This window comes from Pseudomonas quasicaspiana (assembly GCF_021147825.1).
GTDB lineage: Bacteria > Pseudomonadota > Gammaproteobacteria > Pseudomonadales > Pseudomonadaceae > Aquipseudomonas > Aquipseudomonas quasicaspiana.
In genome coordinates, this window is the sequence record NZ_JAGTPI010000021.1 from 17,863 (window position 1) to 32,610 (window position 14,748).

Here is a 14,748-nt window from a genome sequence, read left to right on the forward strand (position 1 = left end):
GGCCGCTGATACGGCCACTCTACGGCAAAGATTTCAGGCGAAAAAATAACAATTTGAGTAGGCCTTCTCCTCTGAGGGCATAAGCAGTGAGAAGTTGCCCTGTAGGAAGTGTCTGCTTATAGTCCTGCGACTCTCTGTACGGCTTACTTATCCTCATGATCAAACAACAGCTCGCTCAATTTAATCGCCTGGACTTGATCGGTGCTCCAACGGCACTGGAAAAACTGGAGCGCCTGTCGGTCTGGGCGGGCCGCGACATCTATATCAAGCGCGATGACACCACCACATTGGCTCTAGGTGGCAACAAGGTCCGCAAACTGGAATACCTTGCCGCCGATGCGTTGGCGCAGGGCGCTGACACGCTGATCACCGCGGGCGCGATTCAGTCCAACCATGTGCGTCAGACCGCTGCCCTGGCCGCCCGCTTGGGTCTGAGCTGCGTGGCTCTACTGGAAAACCCCATCGCTACCGAAGACAGCAGTTATCTGCACAACGGTAATCGCCTGCTGCTGGATCTGTTCGACGCCAAGGTCGAGATGGTGGAAAACCTCGACAATGCTGACGAACAGTTGCACGCACTCGCCGCCCGCCTGCGTAACAGCGGCAAAAAGCCTTATCTGGTGCCTATTGGTGGCTCCAGCCCGGTTGGAGCACTGGGTTATGTGAAGGCAGGCTTTGAACTGGCCGAGCAGATCAAGCAGACCGGGCTGGATTTCGCCGCGGTCGTGCTGGCCTCCGGTAGTGCCGGTACTCATAGCGGTCTGGCCCTTGCCTTGGCCGAAGCCTTGCCGCAGTTGCCCGTCATTGGTGTAACGGTGTCGCGCCCTGAAGAGACTCAGCGGCCGAAAGTGCAAGGCCTCGCCGAGCGCACTGCCGAGTTGATGGGCGTCACGTTGCCCGACGCTTTTAAAGTGGAGCTATGGGACGAGTATTTCGGCCCGCGCTATGGCGAACCCAATGCCGGCACTCTGTCAGCTATAAAACTTGTGGCCAGTCATGAAGGTCTGTTGCTGGACCCGGTCTACACCGGTAAAGCCATGGCCGGGCTACTGGATGGCATCGGCCGTGGACGTTTTGACGACGGCCCGCTGATTTTCCTGCACACCGGTGGTGCGCCTGCGCTGTTTGCTTACCCGGATGTGTTTGCGTAAAGGCTCAATACCTGACGCTACTTTTGTAGGAGCTGCCGAAGGCTGCGATAGCGGAGTGTCAGACATTGAGCTTCGCAGCCTTCGGCAGCTCCTACAAGAACGCGATTGATTATTCAAAAATCGAATATTAATCAGGTTTTTAGTTATTTTGAACCATAACCAGCTGCTTCTATGATCGCCGCCAGCACGGATCAAAGCGCTGAAAAAGCTGGATAAACATCCGCTGCCAACGTAGCGTTCGTCAGGTCCGATTCTTGCCTGAAACCAAACAACTTAAATGGGGCTCGTCATGATTATTTCTGCCATTCGGCGCACCGTTCTGCTTTCCACCCTGGGCCTGGTGCTCGGCTCCGCCTTGATGGGTCAAGCGGTTGCGGGTGAGCAACTGGATCAAATCAAAAAGGCTGGCACGATCAAAGTCGGCCTTGAAGGCACCTACCCTCCGTTCAGCTTCCAGGATGAAAGTGGCAAGCTGACCGGTTTCGAGGTCGAGTTCTCCGAAGCGCTGGCCAAAGAGCTGGGCGTCAAAGTGCAACTGCAAGCGACCCCATGGGCGGGCATCCTCGCGGCGCTGGAGTCCAAGCGTCTGGACGTAGTGATCAACCAGGTGACCATCTCCGAAGAGCGCAAGAAGAAGTATGACTTCTCCGAGCCGTACACCATCTCCGGTATTCAGGCGCTGGTGCAGAAGAAAGATGCAGACAAGTTCAAAACCGCAGCCGACCTCAAAGGCGCCAAAGTGGGCGTAGGTCTGGGCACCAACTACGAGCAATGGCTCAAGGAAAACGTGCCAGCCGCCATCGTCAAAACCTACGACGATGACCCAACCAAATATCAGGACCTGCGTGTCGGTCGTATCGACGCCATTCTGGTCGACCGTCTGGCCGCACTGGAGCTGATCGCCAAAACCAAGGACAGCCTGGCTGTTTCCGGCGAACCCTTCTCCCGCCAAGAGTCCGGCATTGCCATCCGTAAAGGCGAGCCTGAACTGGTTGCGGCCATCAACAAGGCCATCGAAAAACTGCGCGCTGACGGCACGCTCGCCAAGCTGTCGCAGAAGTACTTCCAGGCTGACGTGACCAAATGATTGAAGAGGGTCTGAAGCTTGCGCTGGACTCCGCGCCCTTTCTTATAAAGGGCGCGTACTACACGATATTCCTGAGCCTGGGCGGCATGTTTTTCGGCCTGCTGCTGGGCTTCGGGCTGGCGCTCATGCGCCTGTCACCGCTGATGCTGCTGCGCGGCATCGCTCGGGTTTACGTGTCGTTCTTCCGCGGCACGCCGCTGCTGGTTCAACTGTTCATGATCTATTACGGCTTGCCGGAGTTGGGCATTGAACTGGACCCGCTGACCGCAGCGCTGATCGGCTTCTCGCTGAACATGGGTGCTTATGCCTGTGAAATCCTGCGTGCCGCGATTGCCTCGGTGGATCGTGGTCAATGGGAGGCTGGGGCAAGTATTGGCATGACCCGCGCGCAGATCATGCGCCGGGCCATTCTGCCTCAGGCCGCCCGCACTGCCTTGCCGCCACTGGGCAACAGCTTTATCTCGCTGGTCAAAGACACCGCGCTGGCGGCCACTATTCAGGTGCCGGAATTGTTCCGTCAGGCACAACTGATCACCGCCCGCACCTTCGAAATTTTCACCATGTACCTGGCCGCCGCCTTGATCTACTGGATCCTCGCCACGGCGCTTTCGTACCTGCAGAATCGTCTGGAAGAGAGAGTCAACCGCCATGATGTGGAGTCTTGAACATGATCGTGGTTGAAAAGCTCACCAAGGAATTCAAGGGTCAACAAGTGCTCAAAGGTATCGACCTGAAGGTCGAGGCCGGCGAAGTCGTAGCGATCATCGGCCCTAGCGGTTCGGGTAAAACCACCCTGCTGCGCTGCCTGAATTTTCTCGAAGAACCCACCAGCGGCAAGATCATCGTGGGCAACATCGAAATAGACGGCAACCGCCCGCTCAGCAAGCAGCAAAGCCTGATTCGAGAACTTCGTCAGCACGTGGGTTTTGTGTTCCAGAACTTCAATCTGTTCCCGCACCGCACCGCGCTGGAAAACGTCATCGAAGGCCCGGTTGTGGTCAAGAAGATACCGCGTGAAAAGGCGTCCGAACTGGGTCGCAAACTACTGGCAAAAGTCGGACTGGCAGGCAAGGAAGACGCCTACCCGCGGCGTTTGTCGGGCGGTCAGCAGCAACGCGTGGCCATTGCTCGCGCCCTGGCCATGGAGCCGGAAGTGATTCTGTTCGACGAACCCACTTCTGCGCTGGACCCTGAGTTGGTAGGTGAAGTGCTGACGGCTATTCGCGCCCTGGCTGAAGAAAACCGCACCATGGTCATCGTCACACACGAAATGAATTTCGCCCGGGACGTCGCTAACCGTGTGGTGTTTATCGACAAGGGGGTGATTGTCGAGCAAGGCGACGCGAAGGAGCTGTTCGCCAACCCGCGCGAAGAACGGACACGGCAATTTCTGGAGCGAAGCAGGAACTGATCCTACAAAGCACAGACCAGAAACCTGCGCCTTCTGGCGCTGTTCCTGCTGGCTTTACATTTGTACATCAATCAATCGATCAAACCCGTCGTTGATGCACTTTCAGAATCGCTGAAAAATCATCTAAAAACCTGAACAGACGCCCTGCTCTGATCCCACTCAATGAAATAGAGTGGGCAGCGGCCGTAGGAGCAGTTCTTCTACCTGCCCGGTCGGCTAGCAGGTTTTCATCCTTCGTAAACATAACTGTTTATTTCCTCAAGTAGGACGGACCAAGCCGATACGGTCAACAGTTCGACGAAACCTTGTAGGAAGTATCTTATTTATTCGTACACGCCTAGGTCAATCCATTAGCGCCTTGACAGTTAAGCGCAAACGACATTAGCTCAAGAACAACAGAAACTTCTAACGCCCTCGAATAGTTGCAAGCGGCATTTACCGACACTTTGTAATGCTTCCCATAAGCTCGAACTATACGTTAACTATCCACAGGTTGAACTCGAGGTGCACAGCAATGATTCCAGCAATAAATTTGTTACAACTACCAATGATCAACTTAATGACGACGGGCATTCAGACATGACTTACACACTTGGCAAAACAGGCGGTCTAAAACTGTTCCCACCTTACGTCCCACAGGCCCACAGGCATGGTGTCGGCATTCGCGCCGCTGCCCATTTGCTGGTCAACATCGACCCTTATCCGGACATGGACGCAGGCGACCTGATCGAGTTGTATTGGGGCGGTTGTTACGTCGCGTCGAAAGTTCTGGATGAGTCCGATATTGGCTACACCATGGTCCTGCGAGTACCGGAAAGCTTTCTGCAAAGCGGCACTGTCAAGACCTACTACCGGCTGATGAAGATCGGCGGCGCGCCCATTACCTCGCCCTGCCGCAGGCTGAGAGTGAAGCTGGACATGCCCGGCGGGCTGTTGATCAATGACAGTTGCGAAGAAAACCAGGGGCTTGCACCGGTCTGCCTGCCGGACGCTGTGATCAGAAACGGGCTGGTTACCAGTGACGTCAAAAAAGGCCTGCCACTGTCCATCGAGCCCTACCTGAACATGGCCCCTTGCGATGAAATTACTCTGCGCTGGGGTGATCTGCGCATGGATCTGGAACCCCTGGATGCCGATAACGTTGGTAAACCCGTCAAGCTGATTGTGCCCGCCACCTTGATTCGCGAGGCGGGTGATGAGCCGCAACTGGAGGTGACGTATTGCGTTATTGATCGAGTCGGTAATAACTCTCGCTGGGCACCGCCACGGGAAATTAGCGTCAGTACTCTGGATAATCGCCCCGGGTATGATTGAACACTTTTTAATACCAGCCAATATGCGAAGTTTTCAAAGCTTCGTGTATTGGCCTACTCGCTCTGCAAGCGCGAACTGCCTCACAAACCTACTATTCCCAAGACAATTCCTACAGCCAACTGCATATTCCCCTACAAGCATACTCATAACATATACAAACAACTGACTAGGCTTTTCTGAACGACCTGTCGTCATTAGGGACATACGTTCATGAAAGTCAGTAACCCCGTAAAATTATGCATCCTTATTGTGCTGCTTGGCTCATGCCTGACTTACGCACAAACCGTCTGAGAAGGCATGATTTAGTCTTCTATGCTTATTCCAAAAAATTCGTATATTTAATTTTTTAGTCGCCTTAGGGTATATGCACCGGACCACCGGACATCGTGTTTTTTCTTCGCCTTCTTTGGAGGGCGTTTTTGCGAGGTTCGAATGGTCGCTTCAACGTCTCACACCCCCTTGGCTGAGCACGGCTCGGATATCGCGCCGCCATTGCACCCTGCGCGGATATTACAAAATGACGCCCAGGCAATCGAAGCCGCCTATGTATTGGCTGCACAAGCCCGCTTGCAGGCTGCCGAGCGCGATGCTCAGCGCTCGCTCCCCTGGCAGCAGATCGAAGCATTCACCCGCAGCGGCCTGGGCAGTATTTCTATCCCGCGTGCGTATGGCGGGCCGCAAGTCTCGTTCGTGACCATCGCTGAAGTCTTCAAAATTATCTCCGCAGCAGACCCGGCGTTGGGCCAAATCCCACAGAACCAGTTCGGCATCATTCATCTGCTGTTGGGCAGTGCCTACGAGCAGCAGAAAAGAGCCTTGCTCAAAAGCGTGCTGGACGGCTGGCGGATCGGTAATGCCGGGCCTGAGCGCGGCACTAAAAATACCCTGGAGCTGAAGGCTCGTATCACTAATCACAAAGGACGTCTGGTCCTGAACGGCCAGAAGTTCTACTCCACCGGCGCCCTGTTCGCGCATTGGGTCGCGGTCAAAGCATTGAACGACCAAGGTCAGCAAATCATGGCCTTTGTGCCGCGCGGCAGCTCAGGCTTGAGCATCGTCGATGACTGGTCGGGCTTCGGCCAACGCACCACCGCCAGCGGCACGGTCCTGCTGGAAAACGTAGAGGTGCAAAGCGAACTGGTGGTCGAAAACTGGCGCCTGGCACTGACCCCCAATATTCAGGGCGCAGTCTCGCAATTGATCCAGGCGGCCATCGATGCAGGCATTGCCCGTGGCGCCATCGACGACACCATCGAGTTTGTGCGCGAGCGTTCGCGCCCTTGGGTTGACGCTCAGGTAGAGCGAGCCAGCGATGACCTGTATGTGATCGCCGACATCGGCAAACTCAAGCTGGAACTGCATGCAGCAGAAGCACTGCTGCGCGAAGCGGCGAAAGTCCTGGATGAGGTCAACGCCGGTCCCATCGATGAATTCTCGGCAGCACGCGCATCAATCGCAGTGGCCCGCGCCAAAGTCCTGACCACTGAAGTGTCACTGCTGGCCAGCGAGAAACTGTTCGAACTGGCTGGCAGCCGCGCCACCCTGGCCGAGTTCAACCTGGACCGGCACTGGCGCAACGCTCGCGTCCACACCCTCCATGATCCCGTGCGCTGGAAATACCACGCCGTCGGCGCATGGCACCTGAACGGCACCCTGCCCGCCCGCCATTCGTGGATTTAAACCAGACCACTGGAGTACAGCGTTATGAGTTTGCATTCCCCACTGCGGGACCGTGCGGCCCTGATCGAAAACGATCAACAGGCCCTGCACATTGCTCAGGAACTGGCCGCCCACTTCAAACGTGAGAGCGCGGCACGTGATCAGGAGCGTCGGCTACCCCATGCAGAACTGGATCTTTTCAGCGCCTCCGGTCTGTGGGGCATCAGCGTGCCCAAGGCATTTGGCGGCGCGGGCGTGTCAAACGTCACGCTGGCAAAAGTCATCCGCCTGATCGCCGAGGCGGATGGGTCTTTGGGGCAGATCCCGCAGAACCATTTCTACGCACTGGAAGTACTGCGCGTTAACGGCAATGCCGATCAACAGAAGCGCCTGTATGCCGAAGCGTTGGCCGGGTTGCGTTTCGGTAATGCACTCGCAGAGTTGGGCACAAAGACAGCCCACGATCGCACCACTCGCCTGACTCGAGACGGCGAAGGCTATCGCATCAACGGCCGCAAGTTTTACTCCACTGGCGCACTGTATGCGCAGCGTATTCCCACTTCAGTGATCGACGAAAATGGCGTCCAGCAGTTGGCATTCGTGCCCGCTGACAGTGAAGGCCTGACCGTCATCGACGATTGGAGCGGCTTCGGTCAGCGCACCACCGGCAGCGGCTCAGTAGTGTTTGAAAACGTCTATGTGGATGCCCGCGACGTCGTGGCATTCCAGAGCGCTTTCGAGCGCCCGACCACCGTTGGGCCATTGGCACAGATTCTTCACGCAGCCATCGACACCGGTATCGCCCGCGCCGCCTTCGAAGATGCCCTGCATTTCGTTCGTACCCGCACGCGCCCATGGATCGATTCCGGCATCGAAAAAGCCGTGGACGACCCACTGACCCTCAGCAGCTTTGGCAAACTCAGCATTCGCTTATTCGCCGCCGAAGCATTACTGGATCGCGCCGGAGAAATCCTTGATATCGCTCAGGCCGACAGCAATGCCGATAACGTCGCAGCCGCATCGATTGCCGTCGCCGAAGCCCGCGCGATCAGCACTGAAATCTCGCTCGCTGCTGGTAGCACGCTGTTTGAACTGGCGGGCAGCCAGGCAACTCTGGCCGAACATGGCCTTGATCGGCATTGGCGCAACGCGCGCGTCCACACGCTGCACGACCCGGTACGCTGGAAGTACCACGCCATCGGTAATTACTACCTCAATGACAAGAATCCTCCGCTGCGGGGGACGATTTGATGGCGAAGAAAAAGATCCTGCTCAACGCCTTCAACATGAACTGCATTGGCCACATCAATCATGGTTTGTGGACTCACCCACGGGATAACTCGAGCCAATACAACACACTCGAATACTGGACCGAACTGGCACAGCTGCTGGAGCGCGGCCTTTTCGACGGCCTGTTCATCGCCGATATCGTCGGCGTGTATGACGTCTATCAGAACTCGGTGGATGTGACGCTCAAAGAGTCCATCCAGTTGCCGGTCAACGACCCGTTGTTGCTAGTGTCGGCGATGGCTGCGGTCACTAAAAATCTCGGCTTCGGCCTTACCGCCAACCTGACCTACGAAGCGCCTTATCTGTTCGCCCGACGCATGTCGACGCTGGATCATCTGAGTCGTGGTCGGGTGGGCTGGAACATCGTCACCGGTTATCTGGACAGCGCTGCGCGGGCCATGGGCCTGACCGAGCAAGTTGAGCATGACCGTCGCTACGATCAGGCCGATGAATACCTGCAAGTGCTCTACAAACTCTGGGAAGGTAGTTGGGAAGACGACGCGGTCATCAACGACCGCGAGCAGCGGGTTTATGCCCGCCCGGACAAGGTGCACAAGGTTCAACACAAGGGCGAGTTCTATCAGGTCGAGGGATATCACCTGTGTGAACCCTCTGCTCAACGTACGCCGGTCCTGTTTCAGGCAGGCAGTTCGGAGCGCGGCCTGCAGTTCGCCGGGCAACATGCCGAGTGCGTGTTTATCAGCGGCCAGAACAAGGCCGCGACCCGGGAACAAGTGAACAAAGTCCGCGCCAGCGCCGTAGCGGCTGGCCGTAATCCTGAAGACATCAAAGTGTTCATGGGCCTGAACGTGATCGTCGGCAAAACCGAAACCGAGGCGCAGGCCAAGCTTGCGGAGTATCGCGAATTCGCCAGCGCCGAGGCCGGTGTCGCGCATTTTGCCGCTTCAACCGGCATCGACTTCTCTCAGTACGAGCTGGATGAGCCCATTCAGTACGTGAAGAGCAACGCCATTCAATCAGCTACCAAAAACCTCAAAAACAACGACTGGACGCGGCAAAAACTGCTCGACCAACACGCCTTGGGCGGACGCTACATCACCCTGGTTGGCTCGCCTGAACACGTCGCGGACGAGCTGGAGTCGTGGATCGCCGAAACCGGCCTGGACGGCTTCAACCTGACCCGCATTGTCACCCCGGAAAGCTACGTGGATTTCATCGATTTGGTGATCCCCGAACTGCAAAAACGCGGCTCATACAAAACCGCTTACGACACCGGCAGCCTGCGCGAGAAGCTGTTTCCAGAAGGCGGCGCGCGATTGCCAGAGCGGCATGTCGGAGCCAGTTACAGATCCCGCTGATGGCGTAGATCCTGTGGGAGCGAGGCTTGCCCGCGATGGCCTGAAAACCCAATCGCAGGCAAGCCTGGCTCCCACAATGGAATGCGTTCAAACCAAACATACAACACAACTAACCCCTGCAACACACCGGACATCCGCCATGAAAAAAATCATCAGCACCCTGGCCCTGAGCCTGTTAGCCCTCACCGCCCATGCCGCCGACGCGCCGCTAAAAGTCGGCACCACCGCGGCGTTCGCCATTCCCCTCGAAGCCGCTGTTCAGGAAGCCGCCAAGCAAGGCCTTAAGGTCGAGCTGGTGGAATTCACCGACTGGATTGCACCCAACGTCAGCCTAGCGGCGGGCGATATCGACGTGAACTACTTCCAGCACATTCCGTTTCTGACCAATGCCAAAGAAGCCGCCGGGTTTGATCTGGTGCCGTACGCGCCGGGGATCATCAACAACGTCGGCCTGTACTCCAAGAAGTACAAAAGCTTCGATGAACTGCCAACCGGCGCCACCGTGGCCATCGCAAACGATCCGATCAACAGCGGTCGCGGTCTGCAACTGCTGGCCAAGGCTGGCTTGATCACCCTCAAGCAAGGCGTGGGTTACAAGGCCACCGAAGAAGACATCGTCGCCAACCCGAAAAAAATAAAGATCATTCAGGTAGAGGCCGTACAACTGGTTCGCGCCTATGACGACGCTGATCTGGTCCAAGGCTACCCAGCGTATATTCGCCTGTCGAAAACCTTCGATGCAGAATCGGCGATTCTCTTTGATGGTCTTGATCACCCGGAATACGTCATCCAGTTCGTGATCAAGCCGCAAAGCAAAGACGATCCACGCCTGGCTAAATTCATCGACATCTATCAGCACTCGCCAGTCGTGCGCGCCACCCTGGACAAGGTCAATGGCAAGCTCTACCAAGCCGGTTGGGAAGGTTGACATGAATGCATCCGTGCAACGCCAACTGCCACTCGAAACCACGGGCGCAGCGCATTCGGCAGCCAAGGCCGAACTGCACGCCGAACTAAATCGCGCGCACGTGCGATTCATCAATCTGGGTAAAACCTATCAGGGTCAGCAAGGCCCCGTCGATGCGCTGCAAAACATCGATCTGGCGATTCAGAAGGGTGAAATCTTCGGCATCATCGGCCGCAGCGGTGCCGGCAAATCCTCGCTGATCCGCACTATTAATCGCCTGGAACAACCCAGCAGCGGGCGGGTGCTGATCGAACAGACTGACATCGGCGAGCTCAACGAAGACAAGCTGGTGGAGCTGCGCCGTCGCATCGGCATGATCTTCCAGCACTTCAACCTGATGTCAGCCAAAACCGTGTGGCAAAACGTCGAGCTGCCCCTCAAGGTGGCAGGCGTACCCAAGGAACAGCGCCAGCGCAAAGTCACCGAGCTGCTGGAACTGGTGGGCCTGCAGGACAAGCACAAGGCATACCCGGCGCAATTGTCTGGCGGCCAGAAACAGCGTGTCGGCATTGCCCGCTCACTGGTGCATGACCCAGCTATTCTGCTCTGCGATGAAGCCACTTCAGCGCTGGACCCTGAGACAACTCAATCGATCCTCGGTCTGCTGCGCGAGATCAACCAGCGCCTCGGCCTGACGATCATTTTGATCACCCACGAAATGGCCGTGATCCGCGATATCTGCGACCGCGTTGTGGTCCTTGAGCAGGGCCGCGTTGTCGAGCAAGGCCCGGTTTGGCAAGTGTTCGGCAACCCGCAGCATGAGGTGAGTAAAACCCTGCTAGCACCTCTGCAACACGGCTTGCCGGAAGACTTGCGGGCACGACTTGCTGCCGAACCGCAAACGCCAGACGCCAAAGTCGTGCTGGATCTGCACTTCACCGGTGACAGCGGCGAAGAGCCTGATCTGGCTGCACTGTTTGCGGCCCTGGGTGGCCGCGTCAGTTTGCTACAAGGCGGCGTTGAACGGATTCAGGGACATGCGCTGGGCCACCTGCTGCTGTCGGTGACAGGCTCGCCGCACAGCATCGACACACTGTTGAGCCAGGCGCGCAAACAGGCGCAACACGCGGAGGTACTGGGCTATGTGGTTTGATCGCTTGCTGCAAGGCGCCATCGATACCTTCCTGATGGTCGGCGTCTCGTCGTTCATCGCACTGGTGCTGGGCATTCCGCTGGCAGTCATTCTGGTCACCAGCGGCAAAGGCGGGATTTATGAAGCGCCCGCACTGAATCAGGTACTGGGCGGCTTCGTGAACCTGTTCCGCTCCATTCCGTTTCTGATCCTGATGGTGGCGCTGATTCCGTTCACCCGGATGATCGTCGGCACCACGTATGGCGTCTGGGCTGCCGTGGTGCCTCTGACCATTGCTGCCACGCCATTCTTTGCGCGCATCGCGGAAGTCAGCTTGCGTGAAGTCGATCACGGGCTGATCGAAGCCGCGCAAGCCATGGGCTGCCGCCGCTGGCACATCATCTGGCACGTGCTGCTGCCTGAAGCGCTACCGGGCATTGTCGGTGGTTTCACCATCACGCTGGTGACCATGATCAACTCCTCGGCCATGGCCGGTGCGATTGGCGCGGGCGGGTTGGGGGACATCGCTTACCGTTATGGCTATCAGCGCTTCGATACCCAGATCATGCTGACCGTGATCGTGCTGCTGGTGATTCTGGTCGCCGTCATTCAACTGGGCGGCGATCGTCTGGCCAGAGGTCTGAACAAGCGCTGAGTGAGTTATATTTGGCGCCTCACTGCTCAGACAGACTCGCCATGAAGCTCCAAGCGCAAGACCTCGCACAGATCACCGACCAAACTCTCGGCCACTACAACCAGGTGGCCGAGGACTTCCGCGAAGGCACCCGCGACCACGACGTCAGCCAGAACATTGCCGCACTGCTGCGCCATATTGAAGGCCAGGCACCGTGGCAGATCCTGGATTTCGGCTGCGGGCCAGGGCGCGACTTGAAGACCTTTAGCGCCATGGGTCATGTCCCGGTGGGCCTGGACGGCTCCGAACGCTTCGCTGAAATGGCTCGGGCTGAAACGGGCTGCGAAGTCTGGCAACAAAACTTCCTTGAGCTGGACCTGCCTGCTAAGCGCTTCGATAGCATCTTCGCCAACGCCGTGCTGTTTCACATCCCCAAGCAGGAACTGCCCCGTGTGCTGGGTGAACTTCATGCCACGCTAAAACCGGGCGGAGTGCTGTTCAGCTCTAACCCACGTGGAGACAACCAGGAAGGCTGGAACGGCCCACGGTATGGCTCGTATCACGACCTGGAATCCTGGCGCGAATTGCTCAGCGCAGCGGGGTTTGTCGAGCTCGAACACTACTACCGCCCAGCAGGGTTGCCGAGAGAACAACAGCCTTGGTTGGCGAGTGTTTGGCGTAAGGTTTGATACTAATTAGCCTGGGTCGAAGGATAAGACAGCAGCGTGGCGACCTGCGTCGGGTAAATTTAATCTGCACCGCAACCTTTATTAATAGCAAACAGTGATTTAATAAAAATTAACCATTCCAACAACGTATAACCCCCCCTCAGCAACTTCAGGCGACTCAACTAACCTGATTGATAGCAGTTAATTAAATCCATCAGGCATTGATCATGGCTAACCTCATACAAAACGGAACCTTTCAAAACGCCCAATTGCATCCTTGGACGTTCCGCAACTCCAATCCGTCATTCAAATTCATTCTTGACCCCGATAGCACCACGGGCGGATTTTGCATTGAGCTCAGGCCCGAGGGGCAGCCCATATGGCTTGAACAGATAATACCGATGACCGGGCCAGGTACATTTGAGTTCGAAGCTAAACGTGTGGTGGAGAGCGGGGAACCGGCTGAATTCCTGTTGGGCGTTTCTCACACAAATTCAAACGGCGGTGGAGGCTTAGATTTTGAACAACGGACTGTTGCCTCGGAGTGGGAACGTTTTTCAATTAGCGTGACTGAGTCCGAATACCCAATTATTTCAGGTTATGTAATGGTAGATGTTTATGACATGTCCAAGGAAGATGGTGAGAGGGCGATGAAAAAAATAGGTGTTATCACACCTGTACTCTTCAGAAATTTTTCTTTTGAGCAGGACGACTCATAACAGCACATGAAATTATTGAGTACGCTGCACCTATTCAGTGTGAATATCAGCGTTAGCTATTGTTTAACGTAAGACTTGAGACCGAGTCGCCCTTATCGCGGGCAAGCCCGGCTCCCACAGCAACCGCATTCCAGCCAGATAAACGCGATTCCTGTGGGAGCAGAGCTTGCTCGCGATAGCTTCGGCTCGATCTACGAAATCCTGAACTCTGGCAAAACCACTCACTGCTTCGGGGGGTTGTTGAGCTGGAACACTATTACCACCCTGCTGGACTACTCGGGAACCACAGCCCTGGTTGGCCAGTGTTTAACGTAAGACTTAATACCGAGTCGCCCTTATCGCGGGCAAGCCCAGCTCCCACAGCAACCGCATTCCAGCCAGATAAACGCGATTCCTGTGGGAGCAAGCTTGCTCGCGATACAGGCGACTCGACCTACGAATTCCTGAACTCTGGTATGAATCACTCACTGCTTCGGGGTTTGTTGAACTGGAACACTATTACCGCCCTGCTGGACTACCTCGGGAACAACAGCTCAGGTTAGCGAGTGTTTGGCGTAAGACTTAACACCGAGTCGCCCTTATACCGGGCAAACCCAGCTCCCAAAGCAACCGCATTCCAGCCAGATAAACGCGATTCCTGTGGGAACAGAGCTTGCTCGCGATAGCCTCGACTCGATCTAAGGCCAGGTTAAATCCACGCAGCATCCCAAAGCGGATAGTCACCCACCCGGTCGGCCAGTCCCGCTCTTACAGGATTGAGGATCAGATACCGGGCCAAGCCCTTCAAATCGTCCTCTTGCCGAACCGCATGATCATGAAAGCCGCGCTGCCAGATACTTTCGGTTCGGCCTTGGGCAGCATTCACAACGACGCAGGCGCGTGATTTGGTACGCGCAACCATTCGGCTCAGCGAACCACTCTTGAGCTCCAGCAACCAGTGAAAGTGATCAGGCATCACTACCCAGGCCAAAGAACGAGCCAAGCCATCACGCTCGGCCAACACGAACTGCTTTGCAGCAATACGACCTACTCGCCAGTCACCAAAGATCGGTTGACGGTCTTTAGTGTTGCAAGTGATTAGATAGATCCGGCCCTTTTCACTGTGGCGACCAATGCGCAACTGTCGAGATTGATGAAGAGATCGCATTCCATTGCCTTTGAGCTTTAGGGGAACTCAAAAGGTAGGTCACGCGGGGTGATCTGCTGCTCTGGATTAATTGGCTGGATGTGTCTGACTCAACAATGAGTCGCCTGTATCGCGGGCAAGCCCAGCTCCCACATTCACAGTGCTTTCCAGCCTGAGAATGCAACTTCCTGTGGGAGTCGCCCCGGTGTCCCTGACACCACGCTGTCGCGCAGCAAACACGGACCCTGTAGGAGTGAGCTTGCTCGCGATTCGGCCTTTCAGTCGATGAATATATTGCCTGTACTGGAGCTATCGCGAGCAAGCTCACTCC

The 14,748-nt window shown here is 56.3% G+C and carries 13 protein-coding genes and 3 pseudogenes; 15 read left to right on the forward strand and 1 reads right to left on the reverse strand.

Translation table 11 applies throughout. The features are described 5' to 3' along the window. The first annotated feature begins 155 nt into the window (after nucleotides 1–155). The 15 genes and pseudogenes from KDX30_RS14355 to KDX30_RS14420 form a co-directional block, all read left to right on the forward strand. Nucleotides 156–1,151 (forward strand): D-cysteine desulfhydrase, encoded by a 996-nt coding sequence (locus KDX30_RS14355; RefSeq protein ID WP_099269178.1) that lies wholly within the window; start codon nucleotides 156–158, stop codon nucleotides 1,149–1,151. Between the two features lie 289 nt (nucleotides 1,152–1,440). Then, nucleotides 1,441–2,238, forward strand: coding sequence for a cystine ABC transporter substrate-binding protein (gene tcyJ / locus KDX30_RS14360; RefSeq protein WP_099269179.1), 798 nt, complete (start codon nucleotides 1,441–1,443; stop codon nucleotides 2,236–2,238). Further along, nucleotides 2,235–2,903: a cystine ABC transporter permease gene (gene tcyL / locus KDX30_RS14365; protein ID WP_027899902.1), complete on the forward strand. Its 669-nt coding sequence runs from the start codon at nucleotides 2,235–2,237 to the stop codon at nucleotides 2,901–2,903. Before tcyJ ends, tcyL begins: the two co-directional genes overlap by 4 nt. A 2-nt stretch (nucleotides 2,904–2,905) precedes the next feature. After that, entirely contained in the window at nucleotides 2,906–3,649 is a 744-nt protein-coding gene (tcyN, locus tag KDX30_RS14370) for an L-cystine ABC transporter ATP-binding protein TcyN (RefSeq protein ID WP_231676463.1), read from the forward strand. 579 nt (nucleotides 3,650–4,228) lie between these two features. Further along, nucleotides 4,229–4,963 carry a hypothetical protein gene (locus KDX30_RS14375; protein ID WP_099269203.1) on the forward strand — a complete coding sequence of 245 codons (735 nt, stop codon included), beginning with the start codon at nucleotides 4,229–4,231 and terminating at the stop codon, nucleotides 4,961–4,963. 432 nt (nucleotides 4,964–5,395) lie between these two features. Then, the gene (locus tag KDX30_RS14380; RefSeq protein ID WP_122396366.1) at nucleotides 5,396–6,643 is read left to right on the forward strand and encodes an SfnB family sulfur acquisition oxidoreductase; all 1,248 of its coding nucleotides are present in this window, start codon (nucleotides 5,396–5,398) and stop codon (nucleotides 6,641–6,643) included. A gap of 24 nt (nucleotides 6,644–6,667) precedes the next feature. Next, entirely contained in the window at nucleotides 6,668–7,873 is a 1,206-nt protein-coding gene (locus KDX30_RS14385) for an SfnB family sulfur acquisition oxidoreductase (protein ID WP_231676466.1), read from the forward strand. Further along, complete coding sequence (locus tag KDX30_RS14390; RefSeq protein WP_231676468.1) at nucleotides 7,873–9,231, forward strand: LLM class flavin-dependent oxidoreductase; 1,359 nt, start codon at nucleotides 7,873–7,875, stop codon at nucleotides 9,229–9,231. Before KDX30_RS14385 ends, KDX30_RS14390 begins: the two co-directional genes overlap by 1 nt. A 190-nt stretch (nucleotides 9,232–9,421) precedes the next feature. Continuing rightward, nucleotides 9,422–10,159, forward strand: a pseudogene (locus KDX30_RS14395) (MetQ/NlpA family ABC transporter substrate-binding protein); the annotation flags it as partial. A 1-nt stretch (nucleotide 10,160) separates the two neighbouring features. Further along, nucleotides 10,161–11,291 (forward strand): methionine ABC transporter ATP-binding protein, encoded by a 1,131-nt coding sequence (locus tag KDX30_RS14400; protein WP_231676470.1) that lies wholly within the window; start codon nucleotides 10,161–10,163, stop codon nucleotides 11,289–11,291. Further along, nucleotides 11,281–11,925 carry a methionine ABC transporter permease gene (locus KDX30_RS14405; protein ID WP_027899910.1) on the forward strand — a complete coding sequence of 215 codons (645 nt, stop codon included), beginning with the start codon at nucleotides 11,281–11,283 and terminating at the stop codon, nucleotides 11,923–11,925. The genes KDX30_RS14400 and KDX30_RS14405 overlap by 11 nt, the downstream gene beginning before the upstream one ends. A gap of 41 nt (nucleotides 11,926–11,966) precedes the next feature. Beyond that, nucleotides 11,967–12,593, forward strand: a complete 627-nt coding sequence (locus KDX30_RS14410; protein ID WP_231676473.1) for a class I SAM-dependent DNA methyltransferase — start codon at nucleotides 11,967–11,969, stop codon at nucleotides 12,591–12,593. A gap of 206 nt (nucleotides 12,594–12,799) precedes the next feature. After that, entirely contained in the window at nucleotides 12,800–13,291 is a 492-nt protein-coding gene (locus tag KDX30_RS14415; protein ID WP_231676476.1) for a carbohydrate binding domain-containing protein, read from the forward strand. A gap of 233 nt (nucleotides 13,292–13,524) precedes the next feature. Beyond that, nucleotides 13,525–13,601 (forward strand): annotated as a pseudogene (locus tag KDX30_RS29760) (SAM-dependent methyltransferase); the annotation flags it as partial. A gap of 135 nt (nucleotides 13,602–13,736) precedes the next feature. Beyond that, nucleotides 13,737–13,856 (forward strand): annotated as a pseudogene (locus tag KDX30_RS14420) (SAM-dependent methyltransferase); the annotation flags it as partial. A 123-nt stretch (nucleotides 13,857–13,979) separates the two neighbouring features. On the opposite strand, the gene KDX30_RS14425 reads toward KDX30_RS14420, so the two are convergent. Next, nucleotides 13,980–14,438, reverse strand: a complete 459-nt coding sequence (locus KDX30_RS14425) for an REP-associated tyrosine transposase (RefSeq protein WP_231676492.1) — start codon at nucleotides 14,436–14,438, stop codon at nucleotides 13,980–13,982. Between the last annotated feature and the right edge of the window lie 310 nt (nucleotides 14,439–14,748).

Bases quoted from the DNA above. Each gene is read 5' to 3' on its own strand.
- tcyL (WP_027899902.1), top strand. From the start codon at position 2,235: ATGATTGAAGAGGGTCTGAAGCTTGCGCTGGACTCCGCGCCCTTTCTT.
- KDX30_RS14410 (WP_231676473.1), top strand. From the start codon at position 11,967: ATGAAGCTCCAAGCGCAAGACCTCGCACAGATCACCGACCAAACTCTC.
- KDX30_RS14425 (WP_231676492.1), bottom strand. From the start codon at position 14,438: ATGCGATCTCTTCATCAATCTCGACAGTTGCGCATTGGTCGCCACAGT.
- KDX30_RS14390 (WP_231676468.1), top strand. From the start codon at position 7,873: ATGGCGAAGAAAAAGATCCTGCTCAACGCCTTCAACATGAACTGCATT.
- tcyN (WP_231676463.1), top strand. From the start codon at position 2,906: ATGATCGTGGTTGAAAAGCTCACCAAGGAATTCAAGGGTCAACAAGTG.
- KDX30_RS14355 (WP_099269178.1), top strand. From the start codon at position 156: ATGATCAAACAACAGCTCGCTCAATTTAATCGCCTGGACTTGATCGGT.
- KDX30_RS14415 (WP_231676476.1), top strand. From the start codon at position 12,800: ATGGCTAACCTCATACAAAACGGAACCTTTCAAAACGCCCAATTGCAT.
- KDX30_RS14375 (WP_099269203.1), top strand. From the start codon at position 4,229: ATGACTTACACACTTGGCAAAACAGGCGGTCTAAAACTGTTCCCACCT.
- KDX30_RS14385 (WP_231676466.1), top strand. From the start codon at position 6,668: ATGAGTTTGCATTCCCCACTGCGGGACCGTGCGGCCCTGATCGAAAAC.
- tcyJ (WP_099269179.1), top strand. From the start codon at position 1,441: ATGATTATTTCTGCCATTCGGCGCACCGTTCTGCTTTCCACCCTGGGC.
- KDX30_RS14405 (WP_027899910.1), top strand. From the start codon at position 11,281: ATGTGGTTTGATCGCTTGCTGCAAGGCGCCATCGATACCTTCCTGATG.
- KDX30_RS14400 (WP_231676470.1), top strand. From the start codon at position 10,161: ATGAATGCATCCGTGCAACGCCAACTGCCACTCGAAACCACGGGCGCA.
- KDX30_RS14380 (WP_122396366.1), top strand. From the start codon at position 5,396: ATGGTCGCTTCAACGTCTCACACCCCCTTGGCTGAGCACGGCTCGGAT.